Below are 24,498 nucleotides of genomic sequence, written 5' to 3' on the forward strand. Positions count from 1 at the left end.
TTGTCGGCGTCCTTGCCCTTGCGGCTTGCCCGGTGCTCTGGCCCGGGTCAAGGCCCGCCGACCGCTGCCCCGTTGGGGACGTACCCGAGGTCGACGGGCGTCGTCGGGGCCCCGTTCTCCCGTACGGCGGCGAGCAGTTCGGGCAACTGCGGCGGCCACAGCGGCTCGGTGGCGGCGGACAGCTCGTCCGGTGACCACCAGCGCCACCGGAGAATCCGGTCCGCCGCGTGCGCGGCCGCGAGGTCGCCGACCGGGTCCCGGCGGGGGCCGCGGGCGAGGAAGACCTGCTCATGCTGACGGTCCGGCACCCCGGCCCGGGTGAAGTCGTGTTCCCACCAGCACAGCGTGGTGCATGTGCGTGGCGGAGCCGGTACGCGGCGGCGGGAACCCGGACATCCGATCTTTTCACTCGTTGCGGTCCGAGGCCGTGGAGGGCACCCGCTGAAGCACGCGCCGGGTACGGCGTCGTCGTCCGCCGTTCTTCGCCGTGTGCAGCGCCAGCAGGTGGCGGGTCAGGGCGAGTATGGCGAGCAGTGCGACGAGGGCGCACACCCCGTGCCAGCCGGCCCGGCTCCAGATGCGTACACCGAGCCAGGAACCCGCGCTGCCGCCCAGATAGGCGCAGGTCATGTAGGCGGTGCTGAGCCTGCTGCGGGCGTCGGCGCGCAGCGCGTAGATGCGTACTTGGTTGGCGACCATGCCGGACTGCATCGTGACGTCGAGGAGCAGCGTGCCCAGGACCAGCGCGGCCAGCCCCGGGACGCCGCCCCGGGCGCCGGCGGTGAGGACGGCGGCCGAGACGAGAACGCCGAGCAGGCAGACGAGGTTCACCGGGTCGGGGCCGTGACGGTCCACCAGGCGGCCGGCGAGCGGGGTGCAGAGCATGGTCGCCGCGCCGACCAGGGCGATCGTGCCCACCGCGCGGGTGTCCAGTCCGTAGGCCGGGCCGGCGAGCAGCAGTGCCAGGCAGGTCCAGACCGCGGAGAACCCGGCGAAGACGGTTGCCTGGTAGAAGCACGAGCGGCGCAGGTCCGGCTCGGTGCGCAGCAGGCGCAGCGGCTCGGCCAGGAGGGCCGCGTACCGCTGGCGGGAGGACGGGACCGTGGTCGGCACCGCGAACGCCAGCACGGTGGCGAGGAGCAGGGCCAGGACCGCGGCGACCAGGTAGGGGGCCCGCCAGCCCAGCCATTCGCCGAGCGTGCCGCTGAAGGTCCGGGCCAGCAGCATGCCGCCGGTCGATCCGCTCAGCAGGGTGCCGAGCACCGCTCCCTGACGGTCGGCGCCCACGAGACCGGCCGCCAGAGGGCCGGCGATCTGCGCGCCCACCGTGGTCAGACCGACCACGGCGCCGGCGGCGAGGAGGGGCGGCAGCGCCGGCGCACAGCCCGCGGCGAGCAGTGCCAGGCCCGTCAGGCCGAGCAGGGTGACGAGGAACGGGCGGTGCGGCAGCCGGTCACCGAGCGGTACGAGCAGGACCGTCCCGGCGGTGTAACCGATCTGTGTGGCGGTGACCAGTGCGGACGCCGCGTCGGGCGACACGTGCAGCCCGTTGGCGACCAGCGGGCCGACGGCCTGCGGGAAGTAGATGTTGCCGACCGCGACGGCGCAGGTCACGGCCAGGAGCAGCACGGTTCGGCGGTTCATGCGCCGGCCCCCGGGGGACGACCGGCCGCCGCTGCACAGGTCCCGTCCTCCGCCGTCCCGGTGGCAAACGCCGGGCACCGCCCGTCAATCGAGTAGGTCATGGCCGGAAGTCCACGGCATCGACGGTGCGCCGCCAATCGATGTAGCGTACGGCTTAATGATCAGCTTCGTGCTCGGCGTCGAGGACCTCGCGGACACCCGCTTCGCCCTGTCGCCCCTGCACGAGACCCTGCTCAGCCTGCGCGTGCTCCAGGACCCGGGCCTGTCCGCGCTGCACCTGCCCTGGCGCAGATCCGTACTCGGCAAGCTGGGCGCGCTCGACACCGGTCTGCTGATGTCCTTGGTCGCGCAGCGGCGCACGCTCCCCGACTTCCTGACGCCGAACCCCACGAGCTTCGCCCCGGCCTTCGAGGGAGAACTCGCCCTCGTCCGCCGGGTGTCCGCCGCCCGGGTCCGCCACGACCTGCTGCTCGCGCACGCACCCGACCCCCTTCCCGAGGCCCTTGGCGACGTCCCCTTCGCCGACGACGCGTCGGTCGCCGGACTCCGCGACGCCCTCTGCGACCTCCTGCGGCAGTATTGGCAGGTGGCCGTCGAGCCACTGTGGCCGCAGATCCGGCTGGTGCTGGAAGCCGACATGACCTACCGCGCCCGGCGGCTCGCCCTGGGCGGCGCCCGGCTGCTCTTCGCGGACATGCACCCGAATCTGCGCTGGCAGGACGGCGAGCTGCAGATCCACCAGATGATCAGCAGGCACCGGGTCGCGGCGTCCGGCCGGGGGCTGCTGCTCCTCCCGTCCGTGTTCGCGCACAAGCCCGCGCCCCCGGTCAGCCCGGACGAGGCGCCGAGTCTTGTCTATCCCAGCAGGGGAGTGGCCACGTTGTGGGGTCCGGAGGTGCCGGTCGTCAGCCCGGAGGCGCTGACCTCCCTGCTCGGCGCCGCCAGGGCAAGGCTGCTCAGCCTCCTCGAAGAACCGCTGCCGACCGTCGAGTTGGCCCGCCGCCTGAGGGTCACTCCGAGCGCCGTCTCCCAGCACCTGCGCGTCCTGCACGCCACCGGACTGGTCAACCGGACCCGTGACGGACGGCATGTGCTGTACCGGAGGAGCGCGCTCGGCGACCGGCTCATGGGCACCGCCGACGGAGCACCGGCCGACGACCGCTGAGCGGCAGCGGAGCCGGGTACGGGCCCCCGACGCCGGGAGCCGTCACCTCACCGCCTGTCGCCGCCCGCGGCGCACACCGCGACCGCGGGCTGCGCCACCAGCCGGAAACCGGTGACCAGATCCGGCTGGATGCGCAGCACACCGTTCATGGTCTGCGCCACCCAGGGCCGCAGCAGCTCCTCGTAGCGGGCCACCTGCGAGGGATCGGCCACCAGCCGGGCGTACCCGGTGACGATGACGCTCCAGCCCAGGCGGGTGTGCGGATCGATGGCATCGGCCTCGTACGCGACCACGAGGCCCGCCTCGCCCGCGGGCGGCGCGATCGAGGTGAGGGTCGCCCCGTCGTTGAGCCGGACGACGATGTCCTCCCCGTCGAGGACGTGGTTGACCGGGCGGATGGCCGGCAGGGCGTTCTGGGTGAACACGAGCCGGCCGAGCGGGACACTGCCCAGCAGCCGCAGCGATTCCTCCCGGGGCAGTTGCTGCATTCCCCGGGCCGCCGGCTCACGGCGTACCTCGACATGCTGTGCGTCTTCGTCGTTCATGCTGCACACTCTCTGCTCCGGCGGCGCTCGTCCGGGCACTCGTTGCCTGCCGACCAGCCTCGCCGGAGGGGACTCCCGGCGACAGGGCCGAACGGACCCCGGTGCGGGTCATTTCGGCAGCGCCGGTGCGGGTTCCCCGGGTGTCCGGCCGGGGCTCTTACGGGTGCGGCACCACCGCCACCGGACACGGCGCGTGGTGCAGCGCCGCGTGCGCGGCCGCGCCGATCTTCCGCAGGTCATGACGGCCCGGGCTGCGCCGCCCCACCACCAGGAGCCGGGCCCGTGCGCAGCCGGCCAGCAGGACCTGCCCCGCGCCGCCCATCTCGACGTGTTCGACGACCTCCACCTGGGGGAAGCGCTCCCGCCACGGCCGTACGGCGTCGGCCAGCCGCTTGCGCTCCAGCGGTTCCAGGCCACCGGCGTCGTCGGCCGCCCGCATGGCTTCGCCGCCCCACACCAGGACCGGCGGGATGTTCCAGGCCCGTACCGCCCGCAGGGTCGCCCCCTGGGCCGCGGCGGCCGCGAAGGCGAACTCCAGCACCGGCCCGCTCTCCCGCTCGTCCTGCACCCCCACCACCACTTCGTCCCGCGACTCCTCCGCCTCCTCAGGCCGCGGGCTGCGTACGAGGACCACGGGCGAGGACGTCTGCCGCAGTACGTGCAGACCCACCGAGCCGAGCAGATAGCCGACCAGCGTGCCGTGGCCGCGCGAGCCCAGCACCAGCAGGTCCGCCGCGGCAGCCTCGGCGACCAGGGCCGGCACCGTCTCGGCCGCCAGGATCTCCCGGGTGACGGGCAGGTCGGGAAAGTCCTTCGCCACCCGGGCCGCGGCCTCCTGCAGCACCTCGGCGGCCCAGCGGCGCTGCACCTCCTCGTCCGCCGCGACCGGCACGTCCAGGGGGCGCCAGATCCACGCGTGCACCAGCCGCAGCCGTGCTCCGCGGCGTGCGGCTTCGGCGGCGGCCCAATCGGCGGCGGCGAGGCTGTGGTCGGTTCCGTCCAGGCCGACGGTGACGGTGCCGGGCATACGGGCCTCCTGAGGAAGGAACGGAAGTACGTCCGCCCCCACTCTCGGGGCTCGACGGGCATCGCGGGGACGGCCCCAAGGTCCCGCGCCCGGGGACCAACGGCCTTCCCGCCCGCGGCCCCTGGCCCGCCGAGGGCCCTTCGGCCTCCGGATCGGGACCAACGCCGACCTCGGTGGACATGCCGCGGCAGTGCAATGGGGGTGAGCGCGGGCACAGCGCTCACAGCACTTCGGAAGGCACGCACCATGACCGCGACACCCGTGGAGAAGACGACCGGCGGTACGGCTTGGGAGGGATTCGGCGGCGGCCTGTGGCGGGACACCGTCGACGTCCGCGACTTCGTCCAGCGCAACCACGTACCGTACGAGGGCGACGGCTCCTTCCTCGCGGGCCCGACCGAGCGCACCACCGCGGTGTGGCGCAAGCTGCTCGGCATGTTCCCGCAGGAGCGGGCCCGGGGTGTGCACGACGTGGACACCCGTACCCCGTCCCGGATCGACGCGTTCGCGCCCGGCTACATCGACGAGGAACGCGACCTCATCGTCGGCCTCCAGACCGACGCCCCGCTCAAGCGCGCCATCATGCCCAACGGCGGCTGGCGGATGGTCGAGGGCGCCCTCGCGGCGTACGGGTACGAGGCCGACCCGGCGGTCAAGGAGATCTACACCCGGCTGCGCAAGACCCACAACGACGGTGTCTTCGACGCGTACACCCCCGAGATCCGCGCCTGCCGCTCCGCAGGCATCATCACCGGCCTGCCCGACGCCTACGGCCGGGGCCGCATCATCGGCGACTACCGCCGCGTCGCGCTCTACGGCGTCGACCGGCTCATCGAGGACAAGCAGGCCGCCAAGGCCGAGGCGGACGCGCAGTGGCCGACCGAGGACGTGATCCGCGAGCGTGAGGAGATCGCCGAGCAGATCAAGGCGCTGCACGAGCTGAAGGCCATGGCCGCCTCGTACGGGTACGACATCTCCCGGCCCGCCGCCACCGGCCGGGAGGCCGTGCAGTGGCTCTACTTCGGCTACCTGGCCGCCGTGAAGGAGCAGAACGGCGCGGCCATGTCGATCGGCCGCATCGACACCTTCCTCGACATCTACCTCCGCCGCGACATCGAACGCGGCCTCCTCGACGAGGAGGGGGCACAGGAGCTGATCGACGACTTCGTCATCAAGCTGCGCATCGTACGGTTCCTGCGCACCCCGGAGTACAACGAGCTGTACTCCGGCGACCCCACCTGGGTCACCTGGTCGCTGGCCGGCATCGGCGAGGACGGCCGCCCGCTCGTCTCCCGTACGACCTTCCGCGCCCTCCAGACGCTCTACAACCTGGGCCCGGCGCCCGAACCCAACCTGACCGTCTTCTGGTCACCGCGCCTGCCGCGCGGCTTCAAGGAGTTCGCCGCGAAGACCGCCGTCGACACCTCCGCCCTCCAGTTCGAGTCCGACGACCTGATGCGGCCGAAGTACGGGGACGACACGGCCATCGCCTGCTGCGTGTCGGCCATGGCGGTCGGCAAGCAGATGCAGTTCTTCGGCGCCCGCGTCAACGTCGCCAAGGCCCTGCTGTACGCCATCAACGGCGGCCGGGACGAGATCAGCGGCAAGACCGTCGTGGCGGGTTTCGAGCCGGTCGAGGGCGAATACCTGGACTACGCCACCGTCGCCGAGCGCTACGACGCGATGCTGGAGTGGCTGGCCGAGACCTACGTCCACGCCCTGAACGTCATCCACTACATGCACGACAAGTACGCGTACGAACGCATCGAAATGGCCCTGCACGACCGCACCGTGCTGCGCACCATGGCCTGCGGCATCGCCGGGCTGTCGGTCGCCGCGGACTCGCTGTCGGCGCTCAAGTACGCCCGGGTGCGGGCCGTCCGGGACGAGACCGGGCTGGTCACGGGCTACGAGACCGAGGGCACGTACCCGGCGTACGGCAACAACGACGACCGGGCCGACACCATCGCCCGGGATATCGTCCGCACCTTCATGCAGAAGGTGCGCAAGCACCCCACCTACCGGGGCGCCGTGCACACCCAGTCGGTGCTGACCATCACCTCCAACGTCGTCTACGGGAGGAAGACCGGCGCCACACCGGACGGCCGCCCGGCGGGCGCGCCCTTCGCGCCCGGCGCCAACCCGATGAACGGCCGCGACGAGCACGGCTACCTCGCCTCCGCCCTGTCGGTCGCCAAGCTGCCGTACGACGACGCCGAGGACGGCATCTCGCTGACCAACACCATCACCCCGGACGCGCTGGGCCGCACCGAACAGGAGCGGATCGCGAACCTGACGGGCGTGCTGGACGGCTACACGGCCGGCGGCGGATTCCACATGAACGTCAACGTGCTGGACCGGGCGACCCTGGAGGACGCCATGGAGCACCCCGAGAAGCACCCGCAGTTGACGATCCGGGTGTCCGGCTACGCGGTGAACTTCGTACGGCTGACGCGCGAGCAGCAGCTCGACGTCATCAACCGCACCTTCCACGGAGCCCTGTGATGTCCCCAGAGACCGCGGTGCCCCTCGCCGGAGCGAGGCCGGTCCTGGAAGCCGCGACGCCGGCCGGTGCGGTGGGGCACCGGCCGGTCGCCGGGTCGGTGTACTCCTGGGACCTGTCCACCGGCGTCGACGGGCCCGGCATCCGCTTCGTGCCGTTCCTGGCGGGCTGCCCCCTGGCCTGCCTGTACTGCCACAACCCGGACACCTGGAAGATGCGCGACGGCAAGCGGGTCCTGGCCGGTGACCTGGTGGCGGAGGCGGCCAAGTACCAGGCGTTCATCCGGGCCGCGGGCGGCGGCGCCACGCTCAGCGGCGGCGAACCGCTCCTCCAGCCCGTCTTCACCGGCGAACTCCTGCACCGCTTCAAGCACGAACTCGGCCTGCACACCGCCCTGGACACCTCCGGCTACCTCGGCGTCCGCGCCACCGACGCGCTGTTGCGCGACACGGACCTCGTGCTGCTGGACATCAAGTCCTGGGACCCCGCGCTCTACAAGAGGCTCACGGGCCGGCCCCTGCGCCCGACCCTGGACTTCGCCCGGCGGCTGGCCCAGCTGGACAAGGAGGTATGGGTACGCTTCGTGCTCGTCCCGGGGCTGACCGACGACCCGGCGAACATCGGGGGCGTGGCCTCCTTCGCCGCCTCGCTCGGCAATGTGACCCGGGTCGACGTGCTGCCCTTCCACAGACTCGGCGCCGCCAAATGGGAACGGCTCGGCCTGGACTTCACGCTGCGGGACACTCCGATTCCCACCGCGCCGGAAGTGGCGGCGGCGCGCGGAATCTTCGCGGAATACGGCCTGTCGGCAGTGTGAAAGGTGCGGGGCCCTCCTTCGTCAGCCGAACCGTACGCTGGCAAAGGCCGCGTCGCGCGGCGCCTGCTGACCGGGAGCGAGCGGCACGGCCCGCCCCTTGCACTTCTTGCCCGGGAAAAGGACGGCCGGTGTCTTCGTGGAGTTGCGGGCACCGTGCGCCCGCTGCTGCATCGTCAGGCACCGGCCGTTCGGCGGATTCTCCACCACGTACGACCTGCCGTCCGGCCCCAGCCAGATGAACGACCCTTTCGCGGCGGACGCCTCGCCCGTGGAGAGGGTCGCGGCGAAAGTGAGCGCCGCGAGAGCAACGGCGACCGGACGCAGGACACGCATCATTCATCCTCTTTCTGGAACGGTTTCCGGAAACGACTGTCCGGCCGGAGCGGCCGGTGTCCGGTCAACGACGCCCAGCGGTGTCCGACACGCCTGGTACGCCCCATCGGGCCACCCGGGCCCGCACGCCGCCCTCCGTCGCCGCACGGCGGGCGCAGGCGTCGAAGCGGGCGAGGACGAGACGGGCCATGGCGTCCTGGGCGCCGAGCGGGCGGGCGATGATCACGCACTCCGCGCGCCCGGCCTCCGCGGTAAGGCGGTCGGAGAACCGTCCGGAGGCCATCAGATACGGCAGCACCGCGATACGGGTACGGCCTTCGGCGCGCAGGTCAGCCACCGTACGGGCCAACGACAGACCGTCCGCGGCACCGTCGCACAGGACGGCCGGCCGCACCGGAACGGGGGCGCCCCGCCGGGCGCTCAGCTCCGCGCCCAGATCCCGGGCAGTGGCGCGGGCACTGTCGTTGCCACCCGGCCGGCGCGAACCCGCGGCGGCCAGGACCACGGCGTCCGCCGGGAGACCGGCGTGCCACTCGGCCTCCTGGAGGCGGTGCAGGAGCGCCTCGACGAGCAGCGGGTGCGGCGCCAGCGGTCGCGCGGCGTGTGCGTGCCCGAGCAGCGCGGGCAGATCCACGGAGAAATGAAATCCCGTCCCCAGCAGCAAAGGCACCACTATCGCGGGCGCGCCGTGCAGGGCGGCCACGGCTTCGTCGACCGTGGGGCGGTGAATGTCGAAGAACGCCATTTCCACCCGCAGCGCCGGACGCAGTGCGCGCACGTACGCCAGCAACCGGTGTGTTTCCGTTTGCGCCCGGACCTCGCGACTACCGTGAGCGGCGGCAATCAGTACAGGGGAAAAGGAGGCCATGCGGTCACGCTAAAGGCGTACGCGCGCGGCGATAAGGCACTGCTGGTCCCGGCTGCGCAGGGACGACCGGCCTTGGTCAAAAGGCCGTTCGGCGCGGGGTACGGGTGCGGGGCGGGCATAGCCTGAATGCGCGGCGGCCCGGGAGGCGGCGGGCTCGGGCGGCAGTCGTGGAAAACGGAAGAACGCGTCCCGTCGCCAAGCAGCTGGCAGGAGTGCTCTCATGGTGTCATCCACCGACCGGCCCACCCTTGTTCTCGTCGGTCACGGAATGGTCGGCCAACGGCTGCTGGAAGAACTCGCCGCGCGGGACGCGCTCGCCGGATCGGGCGGGCCGGACGGACCTGGCAGCCCGGGCGGCAGCGCGCGATGGCGCGTCGTGGTCCTCGCCGAGGAAGAGCGCCGCGCCTACGACCGCGTCCACCTCTCCTCCCTGTTCACCGGGACCACCCCGGAGGAACTGAACCTCGCCGACCCCGACTTCTTCGAACGGCACGACATCACGCTGCGCCTCGGCGACCCCGCCACCGCCGTCGACACCGCCACCCGCACGGTGACCACGCGCAGGGGCGCCCAGTGGCACTACGACGCGCTGGTGCTGGCCACCGGCTCGTACGCCTTCGTCCCACCGGTCCCCAACCGGGACGCGCCCGGCTGCTTCGTCTACCGCACCGTGGAGGACGTCCGCGACATCCAGGAGGCGGCGCGCGGCGCCCGCACCGCGGCCGTCGTCGGCGGCGGGCTGCTCGGCCTGGAGGCGGTCGGTGCCCTGCGCTCGCTCGGCCTGGAGACCAGCGTGGTCGAGGCCGCGCCCCGGCTGATGCCCGGTCAGGTGGACACCGGCGGTGCCGACGTCCTGGCCCACACCGTCGAGGCGATGGGAGTCCACGTGCACACGGACGCGGCGATCACCGAGGTGTGGACCGGTGCGGACGGGCGGGTGCGCGGCCTGTCCCTGTCGGACGGCACCGGCGTCCAGGCCGACATCATCGTCTTCTCCGTCGGCGTACGGCCCCGCGACGAACTCGCCAGGACGGCCGGCCTCGACGTCGCGGACCGCGGCGGCATCGTGATCGACACCCGGTGCCGCACCTCCGCGCCGGAGGTCTACGCGCTCGGCGAGTGCGCCCGCGCCGCCGACGGCAACGTCTACGGGCTGGTCGCACCCGGCTACCGGATGGCGGAAGCCCTGGCGGACACCCTGACCGGCAAGGAGGGCAGCTTCACCGGCGCCGACACCTCCACCAAGCTCAAGCTGCTGGGCGCGGACGTCGCCTCCTTCGGCGACCCCTTCGCCCCGGACGCCGGCGGCTCGGTGCTCTGGGCCGACTCCGGTTCGGGTGTCTACAAGAAGCTGGTGCTCGGCCCGGACGGGCAGCTCATGGGCGGCATCCTGGTCGGCGACGCGGACGCGTACGGCACCCTGCGGCCGCTCGTGGGCGCCCAACTGCCCGGCCCGGCCGCCTCATTCCTGCTGCCCGCCGACGAGTCCGGCCCGGTGGACACCACCGCGGTGCTCCCCGACGACGCGGTGATTTGCTCGTGCAACGGCGTCACCAAGAAGACGCTGCGCGAGGCCGTGAAGGACGGCGCGCACGACCTGGCCGCGGTGAAGAAGTGCACCGGCGCCGGCACCCAGTGCGGCGGCTGCGTCGGCGCGGTGACCTCGATCATGGAAGCGCAACTGGCGGCCGAAGGCGTCGAGACGGGCCCCGGCGGCCTGTGCCCGGACTTCACCCAGACCCGCCGGGAACTCTACGAGATCATCCGGGTGACCGGCACCGACAGCTTCTCCCGGCTGGCGCGGGAGTACGGCGTACCCGGCCCGGACGGCAAGCCGCCGCACGGCTGCGCGGTCTGCCGCCCGACCGTCGCCTCGCTGCTCGCCACCCTCGGCCCGGAACTGGGCCTGCACCACATCCTGGACGGCGAGCAGGCCGCGCTCCAGGACACCAACGACCTCTTCCTCGCCAACCTCCAGAAGGACGGCACCTACTCGGTGGTGCCCCGCCTGCCGGCCGGGGAGATCAGCCCGGACCACCTCGTCGTGCTCGGCGAGGTCGCCCGCGAGTTCGGCCTCTACACCAAGCTCACCGGCGGCCAGCGCATCGACCTGTTCGGCGCCACCGTCGACCAGCTCCCGCACATCTGGCGCCGGCTGGTCGACGCCGGGCTCGAATCGGGCCACGCGTACGGCAAATCCCTGCGCACCGCGAAGTCCTGCGCCGGTTCCCGCTGGTGCCGCTTCGGGCAGCGCGACTCCGTCGGCATGGCCGTGGAGCTGGAACTGCGGTACCGCGGACTGCGGTCCCCGCACAAGCTGAAGCTGGCGGCCTCCGGCTGTGTCCGCGAGTGCGCCGAGGCACAGAGCAAGGACGTCGGCGTCATCGCCACGGCCAAGGGCTGGAACCTCTACGTGGGCGGCAACGGCGGCGTCAAGCCCCGCCACGCGGACCTCCTCGCACAGGACTTGGGCGACGAGGAACTGATCCGGGTCGTCGACCGCTTCCTGATGTTCTACATCCGCACCGCGGACCGCCTGGAACGCACCGCGGCCTGGCTGGAGCGGATCGACGGCGGCATCGCCCACGTACGCGACGTCGTCCTGCACGACTCCCTCGGGCTGGCCGAGGAACTGGAAGCGCAGATGCAGCGGCACGTCGACGCCTACCGCGACGAATGGCGGGCCGTCCTCGAAGACCCGGCGAAACTGCGCCGCTTCACCAGCTCCTTCCCCGCCCCGGCCGGCCCGGCCGCGCCCGGACACGTCCAGGTCCGTACGCCCGAGGGCGAGTGGCAGTCCGTCTGCCTGCTGGACGACCTGGAGCCGGGGCGCGGAATACCGGTCAGCGTCGGCGAAGAAGCGGCCCCGGTCGCGCTCTTCCGCTCACCGGACGGCGAGGTCTTCGCCGTCTCCGACATCGACCCCGTCTCCCGGGCCGGAGTCATCTCCCGCGGCATCTACGGGGCGGTCGACGGCGCCCCGGTCGTGACCTCGCCCATGTACAAACAGCGCTTCGACCTGCGCACCGGCACCTGCCTGGACGACGAGAGCAAGCATCTCCCCGTCCACGCGGTCCGGGTGCTGTGACCCACCGGGCGCCCCCGTACACAGCGGAAGGGCGAACGCGCGCCGGGGCGCGCCCAGCCCTCCGGTTTCGCTCCCCGCGCGCCTGTGGTTCACCTTTCGCGCCCCGCGCTCCATGGCGTCACCGGTCCCCGCTTTGGGCACTGTCCGCAGTGGATCACTCGCACCGAGTAACCGTCTCGGTGCATCGCCCGAAAGGACCTGTCCACCGTGCGTCTTGTCCCGCGCCTCACCGCCGCCCTCGGCGGTCTCGCCCTCGTCCTCGGCGGAGTCGTCGTCGCCGCCCCGGCCGTCCACGCGACCCCGCAGAACTGCTTCTACTACGTGATGGAACAGCACCCCGACGCCGACCCCGAAGTGGTCGAACGAGGCTGTCTCCTCGGCGCCAAGGGAACCAAGGAGAGCCATCGTGCCTGCTACACCGAGCTGCGGCGGTCCTACATCCCCGCGAAGATCGCCTTCGACGGATGCCGCCGGGCCGGCCTGAAGTAGCGGACGGGACGGCCTGATCCGTCAAGGAGCGGACGGATCACGGGGCCCAGGGGCTACCGGAGCACCCCTGGGCCCGTTTCCGTGCGGCCGGAAGGCGGCCGATGGAGCCGCCGGGCGGCCCCGGGGATCAGCAGGCGCCGTGGAGGCGGGACAGCAGCCGCTCGTGCGCCGCGGTGAAGTGCTGCCGTCCGGCGCCCGTCGCGAGGTCGTCGGTGTCCCAGGCAGGCGGGGGCAGCGCCGAGGCGAGGGCCTGTACGGGGCCGGGGTGGCCGATGGCGTGGATGAGCCGGGCGAGGGCCTGTTCACGAGCGTACGTGGTGCCGCCGTGCGCGGGGCCGGCGAGTTCTTCGTGGCTGATCACGCAGACGGCGGGGTGGTGCAGCAGCCACCGGCTGCGGCGCGCTTCGCGCATACCGGGGAAGCCGGGGTCGCTGAGGGCCAGAGTGATCTTGGCGTCCAGGGTGGGCTGCGCGGCGAGGATGTCGTGGTAGACGAGGTGTCCCGGCAGTGAGCCGGCCCGGTCCAAGGGCTGGGAGAGGGCGTGGATCTGGCTGACGATGCGGTCGCGGAGGTCGCGGTGGTGGAAGACGATGGGCGGCCGGCCGTCGGCGTGCCAGGCGCGCAGGAACCCCGCGTCGGCCGTGTGCAGGTCCAGGCCGGTGAGATACCAGCAGCCCCGGCCCGGCAGCAGCCCGAGCAGTTCGGCTTCCGGCAGGCGCGCCAGGCGGGCCTCGGTGTCCGGGGCGGCCGGGGAGGCGAGCGTCGTCGGCTGGCCCAGACGCGTCCACCACACCCGCCACAGGGCGCTGACCGCGACCTGGAAGGCGTCCTGCAGCGCGGAACTCCGGATCCGGTCGGCTGGGTTGAGCAGGAGCCCGGCGCGGTCGGCACCGTAGGCGGCGCGCAACAGCGGGTAGACCTCACCGGGGCCCGGCTGCCCGGCCGGGATGCGCGGGTCGCCGCTCATCGTGCCGTAGGGGGTGAAGCCGAGGGCGGTGGTGATGTCGGCCAGCAGCGGGGTGCCGCTGCCGGGCAGCGACACGACGATCATCTGGGGCACGGCCATGGCACAACTCCGTCCGAAGGAAGGCGGGGCGGCCGGTCGGGCGACCGGCTGCCCCGGGTGGGCGGGCGGACCGGGCGGACGGTCCACCGCACCGGGTGATCACAGCGGGCCGGGCGCCGCGACGGGGGCGCGGGCGGTGAGCAGCAGGTCCTCGTAGACGTGGTGCCGACGGCCGGCCGTACGGTGGCGCAGCAGCCGGGCAGCGTGCTCGTACGCTCCGGCTCCGGCCAGGGCACGGGCGAGGGTGTCCTGGATGATCTCGCGTTCCACCCGCACCCCGCCGATCCGCCGCGTCCGCTCGCCCAGCGCGCTGAGCAGGGCGGCCGCCGCCGCGGGGCGGCCCTCGGTGATCTGCGCCAGGGCCTGGACCACCGGCGTCAGGACGTCGCGGAAGTCGGGCCGCTGGTCGGTGGCCGTACGGTAGGCCAGGGCGTGCAGGTCGTCGGTGGCCGCTTCGACGGCCAGCGCCAGGGCGAGGTTGAAGGTGTGGAAGACCTCCGCCGTCCCGCCCGGCCCGGCGAGCAGGTCCCGCACCTGCGCCACGTCGCTACGGCCTGCCGGTGTCTGTCCTGCCAGCAGGAGCCGCCAGTTCACCGCGGCCCGCATCCCCACGTCCCCGCGCTCCAGCGCCGTGTCGGCCCGCCGGCGTGCGTCGGGGAAGTCGCCGCAGGCGATCGAGTGCAGCGCGGCGTGCCAGTTCAGGTGCCGGGCCTGTACGGCGTGCGGGTCCGCCGCGAGCCACCCGTCCAGGTACTCGACGCCGGCCCGGCCGGCGCCCAGTTCGTGCTCCGCGTGCGCGAGGGCGTGCACGGCCACGCCCGAGCGGGGGTGGATCTCCAGCGCCTGCCGGGCCAGCCGGTGCGCCTCCCGTACGCGCCCCTGCTCCGCCCGCGTCACGGCCAGCCAGCCCGTCCAGGCCCAACTGTCCGGGCCGGCCAGCGCCGACTGCTCCTCGACCAGCGCGTCACCGTGAACGCGGTAGGCGGTCTCCCCGCAGGCGGAGAACGCGCCGATCATCAGCCCGGCCACCTCGTCGGCGGGCCACCGGGCGAAGTGCGCGACCAGGTGGTCGGCGGTCAGCCGGAACTGCCGGTGCGTGTGCAGGTACACCCCGTACACCAGGCTCGCCGCACGCTCGCCCGCCGCCTGCGCGTCCCGGTGCGCCACCACCAACTGGTCCTTGAGCGCCGCGTCGCTCAGGCTGTCGGAGGTCGCCAGCGTCAGCAGCGCCCGCGCCGTCCCGCTGCCCGGGTCCTCGGCCGCCCACCGCCGCAGCAGGGGCAGCGCCTGCCCGCTCAGGGCCAGCAGCTCGGTCACCGCCTGGTCTTGCAGCCACGTGCCCGCCGCCACTTTCACCGCCGCCACTTCCTTTCCCGGCCCGCACGCGGAACAACGACCCAACCCCGCCCGCGACACGTGCCTGTGCGTTGTGAGCCGGGTGAACGGAAATACACGGCACGCTTTCCCGTCGGGGCCTTCGGAACTTTCGCTGTCCCATGGTGCGGCCTCACGCAAGCCCTTTATATGAAGGTTTGCATTTCCAGGGCCTGGCTGCACAGGCCGCAGACAGGAGCCCTTCGTCCCGAAGGGGGGAACTCCGGCGGGGGAAGGGCGCACACCCCGATTCCCTGGAACGGCGGAGCGGAAAGGACGGTGCATTCCCGACGCCGGGACGCAAGGCACCGGTGATGCGCCGAGGGCTTGTCTTCCGGGGGCAGGCGACCAATCGCAGCCACGCCGCCGCGAGTGCGGCGTGGCCGGCCGGGGTCGGGTGGACGCCGTCCTCGGCCCAGTATTCGGGGCCGGTCGCCGTGGAGAGTTCCGTGAACATGCTGTCGGCCGGGAGAAGTTGCGCGCCATAAGGACGGGCGAGTTCACGTACGGCCTGGATCTTCGGGTTCAGGTCGGCGCGCCATTGCGTGCGTTCTTCCGGGCCGACACGCGCGGCCCCGGCCTCGACGACGCCGTGGACCGGCAGGAGGAACGGTTCGATGAGAATCAGCTCCGTACCGGCCTCGGCGAGGGGCGCGAGCAGCCGGCCCGTAACCCGCCGCGAATTCCTCCACGGGAAGCACGTGTCCCTCCGGGGCCAGCGTGTGCCGGCCCATGTCGTTGACCCCGACGAGGATCGACACCCCGTCAGGGCGCGCACCGAGCATGTCCGTCTGCCAGCGGGGTTCGAGGTCCCGCACCTTGTGGCCCGCGACGGGTCGAAGTCGCGGTCGCCCGCCCAGGCGACGAAGCCGTCCGGGCGGACGAGGACGGCACCCGGGCCGAGGTCGTTCTTCGCCGTCCCGGCCGTGTGACGCAGGCGGCCCGGCCGGGCCGTCGCCGCATCGGGCAGGCGGCGGTCGGCGGTGAGGTCGAGTGCGAGGCCGCGCCCGCCCCGCAACAGTTCACCGAGACGGGTGCCGTCTTCGAGCTGGAGGTCCGGGGCGCTGCGGCCGGTCAGCGGGTGGCCGCCGCCGAGGTCGTAGCGGATCGACGAGCCGGACACCTTCGCAGACACGTGGGTCGTTCCGTCCCGCGTCCCGAGCAGGTCGCGCATCACCGACTGGATCGCCTGGCCGTGGGGGCCCGGCCGCATCACCGCTGCCTGGGCGCGCGTCCAGTCGAGCACCCCCGCGCCGATCGGGTGCCGTTCGCGGGTATAGGTGTCGAGCAGGCCGTCCGGCGCGTGCCCGTGCACGGTCGCCGCGAGTTTCCACCCCAGGTTCATGGCGTCACCGAGGCCGAGGTTGAGTCCCTGCCCGCCGTTCGGCTCGCTCAGCGTCGGCGACGAGGTCTTCGGCGATCTGCGCTGGATCGACCTGTACCTGCGGCGCGGCGACACCGACCGGGTGATCGCGACGATCGGCTCGGCACGGGAACGGGCGCGGCGCATGAGCGCGCCCGAGATGCTGTTCCTGGTCGACGCGTGGGAGGCCGCCTCCCGGGTGGGGCGCGGCGACCTGGACCGGGCGCGCGACCTGCTGGACGACGCCGAACGGGGGCTGCGCGGCGGCACCCTGTTCCCCGGCGACCACGCGCGGACGCTGGCCGGCGGCGTACGGGCCGCGTACTGCCTGGAGACGGGGGACCTGGCCGGCGCGGAGCGGGCGCTCGGGACGGCGTACGCGGCGGCGCCGGCGGCCCGTGATCTGCCGATCCTGTCGGTGGTGGCGGTGCAGGCGGCCGCGTTCGCCGAGGCACACGGGCGGCACCACCGGGCCGCCGTCCTGCTCGGCGCCGCCTCCCGGCTGCGCGGCGCTCACGACCGTACCGACCGGCAGGTGCGCGACCTCACCCGCCGGGGGCGGGCCGCGCTGGGCGAGGACGCCTTCGCCGCGGCGTACGGTACGGGCTGGGAGCTGGACGGGAAGACGGCCGCGACCGAGGTCGACCCGGGCCGGCTGCGCCGGGAGTTGGGGACGGCTCGTCCGGGGCACGGGTGAACTGTCCGGCGCGCCGTGCTCCGGTAGATGGCGGTAGGTCAGGTTTGTTCGTCACGGGTGGGGCCGGGCCCGGTGCTCTCCGTCATCCCGGAGAACGTCCCTGGTCGTCGCCGGTGTTGGTCAAATGACGCCACCGATCAAGAACCTGTCGGCCGTGACTGTCGTCTCCCAGCGTGAGATCAGTCAGGAGGGCACCGGTCGCGGGAACGCACCGGTGCGCCGTGCCGTGGGGAGCGGTCCGGCCGCTGCCTGGCTGAAGGAAAACGTGCAGGAACCTCTAGCATTGTCGACTCGGAGGAAGATCCCGGTGCAGCTCGTGGCCAGACACGCGGAGCGGCGTGAGTTCGATGGATTGGTGACTTCGGCCGCCGTCGGGCGGGGTGGGGCCGTCGTGGTGGCCGGGGAGGCGGGCATCGGGAAGTCGGCGCTGGTCGACGCCGTGGTGGAGGCGCTGGACGGGTTCCAGGTGCTGCGGGCCGCCGGTACGGAGTTCGAGCACGACCTGCTCTACGCGACGCTGCACCAGTTGTGCGCCCCGGTCCTGGACTACCGGCGCAGGCTGCCCGTGGTGCAACGCAGGTCCCTGGAGGCGGTGTTCGGCCTCGGCGCGCAGACCTCGCCCGACCCGCTGACGGTCGGCCTCGCCGTCCTGGGGCTGCTGCACGAGGTGGCGAAGGACACGCCGGTCTGCTGTGTGGTGGACGACGCCCAGTGGATCGACGACGCCTCGCGGCGCGTGCTGGTGTTCGTGGCCCGGCGGGTGTCCGCCGAACGGATCGCGATGGTCTTCGCCACCCGCGACGCCGGCGCGTCGTCCGGCTTCGCCGAACTGCCGCGGCTGCCCCTCACCGGCCTGGACGACGAGGACGCCCGGGCCCTCTTGGGCGCCGCGACGCACATCGGACCGGACGCCGAGGTCATCGACCGCATCCTGGCCGAGGCGCACGGAAACCCGCTGGCGCTGCTGGTGTTCGCCCACCACGCGGAACCGTTCGGTGTCCCCGGCCCCCGGCGCTTCCGGGCCAGTGTGGTGGACACGCTGGAGGAGCAGTTCGTCCACCGCTTCGAGCGGCTGCCGGACGCCACCCGGTCGCTGGTCGTGCTCGCAGCGGCCGAGCCGGTCGGCGACCTCGACCTGCTGCGCAGCGCGGCACGGCGCCTCGGGCTGGACGCCGCGGGGTTCACCCACGCGGAGAACGCCGGACTGCTGGTCCTGGGACCGCTGTTGCGCTTCCGGCACCCACTGGTGCGCTCCGCGGTCTACGCCTCGGCCACCCCGGAGAAACGCCGGGGTATGCACGGCGCCCTCGCGGCGGTGACCGATCCGGAGACCGACCTCGACCGTCAGGCGTGGCACCGGGCCCACGCGGTCATCGACGCCGACGAGGACATCGCGGCGGAGCTGGAACGGTCCGCCGACCGGGCCCGCCTGCGCGGCGGCTTCGCCGCGGCCGCCGCGTTCATGGAGCGGGCGGGCCAACTGACCCCCGCCCCCGACCGCCAGGCCACGCGGCTGCTCGTCGCGGCGACCCTGCGGCTGCGGGCGGGGGCGCCCGACGCCGCCCGCGCCCTGGTCACCCGCGCGGAGCGGCGCCGGATGGACGACGAGGGCCGCGCCAAGGCGCGCCTGCTGCGGGCCCGGATCGAGTACCAGCGTTCCCACGCGCCGCGGGCGACGGCCCGACTTGTCGACGCCGTAACCGAGTTGGCGCCTCCCGAGCAGGCGCGGGACACCTACCTGGAAGCGTTCGCGTCGTTCATGTACAACGACATACACCCGGGTCTGCTCAGGGACCTCGGTGCCCGGATCCGGGAGCGGGCGCCGCAGCGGGAGACCGCCGGGCCGGCCGATCTGCTGCTCGACGCGCTGCTGGACCAGGCCATGCTGCCCGTGGAGCGGGCGGTGCCGGCCATGCGCGACGCGGTGGCGGCGTACCGTGCGGCCGACTCCTCGCCGGGCCCGTGGCGGATGAACCTGCTCTGCCAGGTCGCCATCGACCTGCGGGACGACGAGGCGGCGGAGGAGATCGCTGACCGGCAGGTGGACGAGGCGCGGCGGCAGGGCTCCCTCGCCTCGCTGCCGCAGGCCCTGCGGTACCAGGCGGTCGCCAGAGTGTCGGTCGGCCGGTTCGACGAGGCGGCCGCCAGCCTCGGCGAGGCCCGGGCCGTCGACGAGGCGGCCGGCACGGTGCCCCTGCTGGGGCCCGAACTCGTCCTCACCGGCTTCCGCGGCGACGAGGAACGCTTCGCCGAGCTGCGGGAACTGGTGGGACGCGAGGGCCGGCCGTTCGAAGCCGCCGGAGAGCACTACGCCAGGGCGGTCCTGCACAACGGGCTCGGCAACTACGAAGCGGCACTGGACGCCGCGCTGACGGCCCAGCGCCGGAACCAGGCAGGCTCGTACTCGATCTGGGCCGTCTACTCCGAACTGGTCGAAGCCGCGGCGCGCGCCGGACGCGGCGAGGACGCAGCCGATGCCATGGACCACCTGGAGGCGCTGGCCCGCGCCAACCCCGTCCCGTGGGCCTTCGCCGAAAGCCTCCGGGCCCAGGCCCTCCTCGAACGGGGCGACTGCGATGCGTTGTACCGGCAGGCCATCGACCAGTTCGCCCGGACGCGGGTACGGGTGCTCCACGCGCGCGCCCGCCTGACGTACGGGGAATGGCTGCGCCGGGAGAACCGGCGGGCCGAGGCCCGTGACGAACTGCGGGCAGCACACGACACGCTGTCGTGCATCGGCGCCCGCGGCTTCGCCGAGCGCGCGGCCCGCGAACTGCGCGCCACCGGCGAACAGCCGCGCCGGCACGGCGAGGACCCACTGGGCCTGCTCACCGCGCAGGAACGGCTGATCGCCGGAAAGGTCGCCGCCGGGGCCACGTCCAAGGAAGTGGGCGTGATGCTGTTCCTCAGCCCGCGCACCATCGACACCCACCTGCGCAACGTGTACCGCAAACTGGGCATCTCCTCGCGCCGCCAGCTCCGCGAGCTGTCGCTGTGACGACCCGGCGTCGCGGCACGTCACCGCGTACGTCAGCCGCCAAGGCGGCTCCGACGGGGTGACGTACCACGGCCGGTTCAGGACTGGTCCCCACCGGACCGGGTGGCGAGCAGTTCGTGCGGCAGCAGCGTGGCCAGCACTGCGGACAGCAGCCGGTGTTCGTCCTGCGGCGTCTTCGTCCAGGCCGTCACCAGGTAGGAGAGCTGGAACCAGCGCGGCGGACGGCGGCGGGGCAGCGCTGGTGCCCCAAGGGGCCGCCCCCGCCGTACGGCCGGTCAGATGTAGCCCTCGCGGAGGGCGTACGCCACCGCGTGCGAGCGGTTGCGCAGATGCAGGCGGGTGGTGAGCCCGTGCATGACGTTCTTGACGGTGCGTTCGGAGTACGACAGCTTGGTGGCGATCTCCGAGGTGTCGAACCCCTCGGCGACCAGCCGCACGACGTCCACCTCGCGGGAGGTGAGGCCCAGGAAGGACCCCGGCTGGTCGGCGCCGCCCCGGTGCAGGCGCCCCACCTGGCTGATGAGCCGGCCCAGCAGGTCGGCGGGCAGATCGCCGCCGCCCTCGGCCGCGGTCAGTACGGCCTGCAGCAGTCGGTGCGCGGTGGCCTCGCGGCGCCAGACGATGGCTCCCGCGCCGCACTCGATGACGTCCAGCAGTTCGTTCTCCCGGATGGTGCCCACGACGAGCACCACCCGCGCTCCCTCGCTGCGGACGAGCCGCCGCAGCCGGGCGAGCGCCGCCTCGTCGAGCACGTCCTCGACGAGCACGGCCACGGCGGCGGAAGCGGCGTCCTCCCCGAGGTCGACCTCCGGGTGGCGGCGTAACTGGCTGAGGACCCCCTCACGGCTGATCGGGTCGGGCGCGGTGACGGCCACCCGCACCCGGCGCGCGGTGGGTACGGAAGCCGTGGCGGCCGGGTGCGAGCTGAGCACGTGAATCCCCTGTCCTGTTCACCGGCGGTCCCCATCCGTCCGGAGCCGGTACGTGACTGCTGTACCGAGCATGCCGCCGGAAGGGGAATCGCCGCGTCGGCGAGAACTACGTAGCCCGGCCCTTACGTAATCCTGCGCCGGGCGGAGGCGGGGGAGCCCCGCGGGGCCGCACGCGGCGTGCCGCCATCCGGGCCAGGCTTCCGGACCGGCCCGGCATGGCGGCGGCGTGCCGGTGCGGTGCGCCGGGATGCTGGTCCGGTGCCCGGAGCAGGCAGGAGGAGCCGTGGACGATCCCAGCGGCCGGGGAGCCCGGAGCCCGGCGCCCGCCGGTGCGGTCCACACCGTCCCCGGCGGGTCGGGAGTCATCGGTATCGGGCTCGCCGCCGTACTGACGGCCGCACTCGCGCAGGGCTCGTGGCAGTGGTTCGCCACGTACGTCGGCGTGACGCTGCTCGCGGTGATCCTCTCCTTCTACCGGCTGCCGCCGTGGGCCCCCGGCCTCCGACCCGCGTATCTCGCGAACCTGACGGCGTTCTCGCTGGTCGTCGGCCTGTGCACGGCGATCACCCTGGCCCCCATGATGCAGCGCTGGGCCTGGCTGTTCCCGATGCCGGGCACCCGCGACCGGTGCCCCGAACTGGGCACCTACGAGAGCATCCGCACCGAGGCGGCACTGGCCGGCCTGACCGGCCGCGACGGCGCCGCCCTCGCCCACGCGCAGGACGTCCACCGCCAGACCGCCGTGGCCGACTGCCTGTCCGCCACCACGACCCGGTGGCTGCCGGTGTACGCGGCCGGAGTGGCCGTGCTGGTGGGGCTGGGGGCCTGGGCTTACGACCGGGCGCGCGCCAGGAGCCGGGCCGGAGCCGGATGAAAAACGCGGCAGATGGGGGATGCTCGCTACGGGGGCGAAAGATGCCGGACCAGTTCTCCGAGGAGCCGCCGTGTCACGTCACGCCACCCCGCGCCGCTACCTGATGTGCAGGCCCACGTATTTCGAGGTCACCGAAGCCCGCACCCCGTGGATGGATCCCGACGACCCGGTGGACACCGAGGCGGCCTGCCGGCAATGGGAACACCTGCGGGACCGGCTTCGCGCTTTCGGGCACACCGTAGAGGAATTGACGCCCCTCCCCGGGGCTCCGGAAATGGTCTTCGCGGCCAATGGTGCCACCGTCATCGACGGGCGTGCGATGGGCGCACGTTTCGCCCATCCCGAACGCGTCCCGGAAGCGGCCGCCCACCGCGCATGGCTGATCGCCCACGGCGTCACCGCGTACCGGGAGCCGGAACACGCCAACGAAGGCGAGGGCGATTACGCGCTCACCGCCTCCTGCCTGCTCGCCGGCCACGGTTTCCGCACCACCCCGTCCTCGCACGCCGAAGCCCGGCATTTCTTCGGCCGCCCCGTCCTCGCCCTCGAACTCGTCGACCCGCGCTATTACCACCTCGACACGGCGCTGGCCGTCCTGGACCCCGCGACGGACGCCGTCATGTACCACCCGGAAGCCTTTTCCGCGGCCAGTCGCGCCGTATTGCGGCAGCGCTTTCCCGACGCCGTGCTCGCGGACTCCGCGCACGCCGCGGCCCTGGGCCTGAACGCGGTCTCCGACGGACGACACGTCCTGCTGCCCGAAGCCGCCAGGGACCTGTTCCCCGCCCTGCGCACCCGCGGATTCGAACCGGTCGGCATCGACCTGAGCGAACTCGCCAAAAGCGGCGGCGGCGCGAAATGCTGCGTACAGGAACTCCGCGGCCTCGGCGCTCCCTGAAACACCGGTGCCGCCCCATGGCATCCGCCGAAGGAAGCAATGTGTTCCGCCGCCGGCCGTCGCTCACCACCGAGGGGACACCGGCCCCGGCATGATGGGCCCCATGACCTTCCTCCGAGTGCTGGACCTGACGCACGCATTCGGCCCCGGACAGCCGCGCGATCCGGAATTCGACGACGAACAGCGACACCAGGAAATGACGATCGCGCACGACGGATTCGACGCGTTCTACCACCGCATCGCGGGCTCGTGGGGCACGCACGTCGACGCCCCCGCCGAAATGGTGGCCGGCGGCCGCACCATCGACGCCCTGCCCGCCGAGGAACTGGTCCTTCCGCTGGTCGTCTTGGACATCTCCCAGGCCGTCGCCGCCGACTCCGACCGCTGCCTCGGCCGGGACGACGTACGCGAGTGGGAGCAGCGCCACGGCCCGGTGCCCGCGGGCTGTTTCGCCGCCCTGCGCACCGACTGGTCCCGCAGATGGCCCGACATCGACGCCATGCGCAACCTCGACGCGGACGGCATCTCCCACACCCCTGGCTGGACCCTGGACGCGCTCCGCCATCTCCTGGTCGAACGCTCCGTCACAGCCATCGGCCACGAGACCATCGACGCCGACCCCGGCATGTGGACCACCGCGGCCGGCCCCGACAACGCGTCATCGCCCGAGAGCGCCCGCCGCCGCTACGCCTGCGAGGCGTACGTACTCGACCACGCCCGCTACCAGGTCGAACTCCTCACCAACCTGCACACCCTGCCACCCACCGGCGCCCACATCGTCGTCGGCGTCGGCAAGGCCCGCCACGGCACCGCATTCCCGGCCCGCGTCCTGGCGCTGCTCCCGTAGGCGCGCCTGCGCTTCCGACTGCTCCCGCTCCCTCAGGCGCGCCCGCTCGCCTTGCGCCCGTCAGCGTCGCAGGGCAGGTCTGCGCCGGGGGCGTCGGCGCGGAAGTCACGGGCGGCCTGCTGCTCGACATCGCTGATCGCGGTGGGGCCGACCGAGATGGCTCCGCCGAAGGGCCGTTCGGCGTCGTGGACGAGCAGCAGGGTGGCGGTGAGCAGGGCGGTGGCCATGGCCAGGGTGGCGAGCTGGGGCCGATTGTGGCGGCGGGGAATGCACAGGCACAGGGAGATGACGGTGATGGAGAGCAGGACGAGCATGAACCAGTAGACCGCCGCGGGGACCGCCGCGGTCGACTCCGTCAGCCGCGCCTGGCGGGCCTTGGCCCGGGTGTCGTCCGCCGACACGAGCATGCCGAAGGCGCTCTGGTCCGGACCGATGTCCTTGAAGGCGCTGCGCAGGTCGGCGGTCCAGACGCTGGGCTCCGGGGAGCCCTGGCCGTGGGCCATGGTCGGCCATTCGTAGTGGCGTACCGCGCGGGTGTAGCAGACGACGTCGGCCTGTACCCGGTGGCGCTGCGCGGCGTTGGGGAGGTAGTCCGCTGTCTCCGCCAGGTGGTCGGCCGCGTTGGCCTCGTTGTGGGCGGCTTCCTCGGCCCGGTTGTAGGAGCCGGCGGCGGTGGCCAGGACGAAGGCGAGAATCAGTACGGTGAGGGTCTGCACCGGGCTGAGCAGGTCTTTCACCGACAGACCTGCGTCGTCGGCGTCGGTGTCGTGACGGCGCAGGAAGTGGTGGGCGATCAGGCCGAGGATCAGGGCGACCACGGCCACAACGATGGTGACGGTCATGTCAGCGGGTCTCCAGGAGCGGGGTCAGGGCTCGACGACGCGGCGGTCTCGTACCCCACTGCCTTTGCCTGACGGCGGAGACCGGCATACGGGCTCGCCCACCCGTTCACCCGTACGAGGCATGCTGC

Annotated in this window: 20 protein-coding genes and 2 pseudogenes; 10 read left to right on the plus strand and 12 right to left on the minus strand. The window is 73.0% G+C overall.

Features of this window, described 5'->3' with window-relative positions; translation table 11 throughout:
- Positions 1-47 precede the first annotated feature (47 nt).
- Positions 48-308 carry an NUDIX hydrolase gene (locus EJG53_RS39365; protein WP_244955536.1) on the minus strand — a complete coding sequence of 87 codons (261 nt, stop codon included), beginning with the start codon at positions 306-308 and terminating at the stop codon, positions 48-50.
- 97 nt (positions 309-405) lie between these two features.
- On the minus strand, positions 406-1,644 hold the full coding sequence (locus EJG53_RS39370; protein ID WP_125048896.1) for an MFS transporter: 1,239 nt from the start codon (positions 1,642-1,644) through the stop codon (positions 406-408).
- A gap of 157 nt (positions 1,645-1,801) precedes the next feature.
- Between EJG53_RS39370 and EJG53_RS39375 the strand changes: the two genes are divergently transcribed.
- A complete protein-coding gene (locus EJG53_RS39375) occupies positions 1,802-2,809 on the plus strand; it encodes an ArsR/SmtB family transcription factor (RefSeq protein ID WP_125048897.1) in 1,008 nt (335 codons plus the stop codon).
- Positions 2,810-2,856: 47 nt separating this feature from the next.
- Here EJG53_RS39375 and EJG53_RS39380 read toward each other — a convergent pair whose 3' ends face one another.
- Complete coding sequence (locus tag EJG53_RS39380; protein ID WP_371858775.1) at positions 2,857-3,354, minus strand: pyridoxamine 5'-phosphate oxidase family protein; 498 nt, start codon at positions 3,352-3,354, stop codon at positions 2,857-2,859.
- A gap of 157 nt (positions 3,355-3,511) precedes the next feature.
- Positions 3,512-4,381: a universal stress protein gene (locus EJG53_RS39385; RefSeq protein WP_125048898.1), complete on the minus strand. Its 870-nt coding sequence runs from the start codon at positions 4,379-4,381 to the stop codon at positions 3,512-3,514.
- A 246-nt stretch (positions 4,382-4,627) separates the two neighbouring features.
- On the opposite strand from EJG53_RS39385, the gene pflB reads away from it, so the two are divergent.
- Positions 4,628-6,886 carry a formate C-acetyltransferase gene (gene pflB / locus EJG53_RS39390; protein ID WP_125048899.1) on the plus strand — a complete coding sequence of 753 codons (2,259 nt, stop codon included), beginning with the start codon at positions 4,628-4,630 and terminating at the stop codon, positions 6,884-6,886.
- Positions 6,886-7,701 (plus strand): pyruvate formate-lyase-activating protein, encoded by an 816-nt coding sequence (gene pflA, locus EJG53_RS39395; RefSeq protein ID WP_125048900.1) that lies wholly within the window; start codon positions 6,886-6,888, stop codon positions 7,699-7,701. The genes pflB and pflA overlap by 1 nt, the downstream gene beginning before the upstream one ends.
- Before the next feature lie 21 nt (positions 7,702-7,722).
- Here the strand turns inward: pflA and EJG53_RS39400 are convergent, their stop codons facing one another.
- Positions 7,723-8,037: a hypothetical protein gene (locus EJG53_RS39400; protein WP_244955537.1), complete on the minus strand. Its 315-nt coding sequence runs from the start codon at positions 8,035-8,037 to the stop codon at positions 7,723-7,725.
- A gap of 61 nt (positions 8,038-8,098) precedes the next feature.
- Positions 8,099-8,902 carry a sirohydrochlorin chelatase gene (locus tag EJG53_RS39405; protein ID WP_125048901.1) on the minus strand — a complete coding sequence of 268 codons (804 nt, stop codon included), beginning with the start codon at positions 8,900-8,902 and terminating at the stop codon, positions 8,099-8,101.
- A gap of 220 nt (positions 8,903-9,122) precedes the next feature.
- Between EJG53_RS39405 and nirB the strand changes: the two genes are divergently transcribed.
- Positions 9,123-11,990, plus strand: coding sequence for a nitrite reductase large subunit NirB (nirB, locus tag EJG53_RS39410; RefSeq protein WP_125048902.1), 2,868 nt, complete (start codon positions 9,123-9,125; stop codon positions 11,988-11,990).
- 207 nt (positions 11,991-12,197) lie between these two features.
- On the plus strand, positions 12,198-12,479 hold the full coding sequence (locus tag EJG53_RS39415) for a hypothetical protein (RefSeq protein ID WP_125048903.1): 282 nt from the start codon (positions 12,198-12,200) through the stop codon (positions 12,477-12,479).
- Positions 12,480-12,606: 127 nt separating this feature from the next.
- Here EJG53_RS39415 and EJG53_RS39420 read toward each other — a convergent pair whose 3' ends face one another.
- The 3 genes and pseudogenes from EJG53_RS39420 to EJG53_RS44255 all read right to left on the minus strand — a co-directional run.
- A complete protein-coding gene (locus EJG53_RS39420; protein WP_125048904.1) occupies positions 12,607-13,545 on the minus strand; it encodes a hypothetical protein in 939 nt (312 codons plus the stop codon).
- Between the two features lie 99 nt (positions 13,546-13,644).
- A complete protein-coding gene (locus tag EJG53_RS39425) occupies positions 13,645-14,901 on the minus strand; it encodes a tetratricopeptide repeat protein (RefSeq protein WP_244955538.1) in 1,257 nt (418 codons plus the stop codon).
- 853 nt (positions 14,902-15,754) lie between these two features.
- Positions 15,755-16,315: pseudogene (locus EJG53_RS44255) on the minus strand (aromatic-ring hydroxylase C-terminal domain-containing protein); the annotation flags it as partial.
- On the opposite strand from EJG53_RS44255, the gene EJG53_RS39440 reads away from it, so the two are divergent.
- Together EJG53_RS39440 and EJG53_RS39445 are read left to right on the plus strand one after the other, a co-directional pair.
- Complete coding sequence (locus tag EJG53_RS39440) at positions 16,263-16,979, plus strand: hypothetical protein (protein WP_218041998.1); 717 nt, start codon at positions 16,263-16,265, stop codon at positions 16,977-16,979. The pseudogene EJG53_RS44255 and the gene EJG53_RS39440 sit on opposite strands and share 53 nt — an antisense overlap.
- A 124-nt stretch (positions 16,980-17,103) precedes the next feature.
- Positions 17,104-19,977 carry a helix-turn-helix transcriptional regulator gene (locus tag EJG53_RS39445; RefSeq protein ID WP_125048906.1) on the plus strand — a complete coding sequence of 958 codons (2,874 nt, stop codon included), beginning with the start codon at positions 17,104-17,106 and terminating at the stop codon, positions 19,975-19,977.
- 107 nt (positions 19,978-20,084) lie between these two features.
- On the opposite strand, the pseudogene EJG53_RS39450 reads toward EJG53_RS39445, so the two are convergent.
- Together EJG53_RS39450 and EJG53_RS39455 are read right to left on the minus strand one after the other, a co-directional pair.
- A pseudogene (locus EJG53_RS39450) lies at positions 20,085-20,207 on the minus strand (Pvc16 family protein); the annotation flags it as partial.
- Between the two features lie 45 nt (positions 20,208-20,252).
- Positions 20,253-20,909, minus strand: coding sequence for a helix-turn-helix transcriptional regulator (locus EJG53_RS39455; RefSeq protein ID WP_125048907.1), 657 nt, complete (start codon positions 20,907-20,909; stop codon positions 20,253-20,255).
- Positions 20,910-21,192: 283 nt separating this feature from the next.
- On the opposite strand from EJG53_RS39455, the gene EJG53_RS39460 reads away from it, so the two are divergent.
- The 3 genes from EJG53_RS39460 to EJG53_RS39470 all read left to right on the plus strand — a co-directional run bounded on the left by EJG53_RS39460 (position 21,193) and on the right by EJG53_RS39470 (position 23,528).
- Positions 21,193-21,783: a hypothetical protein gene (locus EJG53_RS39460; protein WP_244955540.1), complete on the plus strand. Its 591-nt coding sequence runs from the start codon at positions 21,193-21,195 to the stop codon at positions 21,781-21,783.
- 70 nt (positions 21,784-21,853) lie between these two features.
- Positions 21,854-22,681 (plus strand): dimethylargininase, encoded by an 828-nt coding sequence (gene ddaH / locus EJG53_RS39465; RefSeq protein WP_125048908.1) that lies wholly within the window; start codon positions 21,854-21,856, stop codon positions 22,679-22,681.
- Positions 22,682-22,784: 103 nt separating this feature from the next.
- Positions 22,785-23,528: a cyclase family protein gene (locus EJG53_RS39470; protein WP_218041949.1), complete on the plus strand. Its 744-nt coding sequence runs from the start codon at positions 22,785-22,787 to the stop codon at positions 23,526-23,528.
- 32 nt (positions 23,529-23,560) lie between these two features.
- On the opposite strand, the gene EJG53_RS39475 is transcribed toward EJG53_RS39470, so the two are convergent.
- The gene (locus tag EJG53_RS39475; RefSeq protein ID WP_125048909.1) at positions 23,561-24,370 is read right to left on the minus strand and encodes a bestrophin-like domain; all 810 of its coding nucleotides are present in this window, start codon (positions 24,368-24,370) and stop codon (positions 23,561-23,563) included.
- Positions 24,371-24,498 lie beyond the last annotated feature (128 nt).

This window comes from Streptomyces chrestomyceticus JCM 4735, from assembly GCF_003865135.1.
Classification (GTDB): Bacteria; Actinomycetota; Actinomycetes; order Streptomycetales; family Streptomycetaceae; genus Streptomyces; species Streptomyces chrestomyceticus.

Coding starts and splice junctions, on each gene's coding strand:
- EJG53_RS39400 (WP_244955537.1), bottom strand. CDS start 8,037: ATGATGCGTGTCCTGCGTCCGGTCGCCGTTGCTCTCGCGGCGCTCACT.
- EJG53_RS39420 (WP_125048904.1), bottom strand. CDS start 13,545: ATGGCCGTGCCCCAGATGATCGTCGTGTCGCTGCCCGGCAGCGGCACC.
- EJG53_RS39440 (WP_218041998.1), top strand. CDS start 16,263: ATGGCGTCACCGAGGCCGAGGTTGAGTCCCTGCCCGCCGTTCGGCTCG.
- EJG53_RS39445 (WP_125048906.1), top strand. CDS start 17,104: ATGACGCCACCGATCAAGAACCTGTCGGCCGTGACTGTCGTCTCCCAG.
- EJG53_RS39475 (WP_125048909.1), bottom strand. CDS start 24,370: ATGACCGTCACCATCGTTGTGGCCGTGGTCGCCCTGATCCTCGGCCTG.
- EJG53_RS39405 (WP_125048901.1), bottom strand. CDS start 8,902: ATGGCCTCCTTTTCCCCTGTACTGATTGCCGCCGCTCACGGTAGTCGC.
- nirB (WP_125048902.1), top strand. CDS start 9,123: ATGGTGTCATCCACCGACCGGCCCACCCTTGTTCTCGTCGGTCACGGA.
- pflB (WP_125048899.1), top strand. CDS start 4,628: ATGACCGCGACACCCGTGGAGAAGACGACCGGCGGTACGGCTTGGGAG.
- EJG53_RS39385 (WP_125048898.1), bottom strand. CDS start 4,381: ATGCCCGGCACCGTCACCGTCGGCCTGGACGGAACCGACCACAGCCTC.
- EJG53_RS39370 (WP_125048896.1), bottom strand. CDS start 1,644: ATGAACCGCCGAACCGTGCTGCTCCTGGCCGTGACCTGCGCCGTCGCG.
- EJG53_RS39380 (WP_371858775.1), bottom strand. CDS start 3,354: ATGAACGACGAAGACGCACAGCATGTCGAGGTACGCCGTGAGCCGGCG.
- pflA (WP_125048900.1), top strand. CDS start 6,886: ATGTCCCCAGAGACCGCGGTGCCCCTCGCCGGAGCGAGGCCGGTCCTG.
- EJG53_RS39470 (WP_218041949.1), top strand. CDS start 22,785: ATGACCTTCCTCCGAGTGCTGGACCTGACGCACGCATTCGGCCCCGGA.
- EJG53_RS39375 (WP_125048897.1), top strand. CDS start 1,802: ATGATCAGCTTCGTGCTCGGCGTCGAGGACCTCGCGGACACCCGCTTC.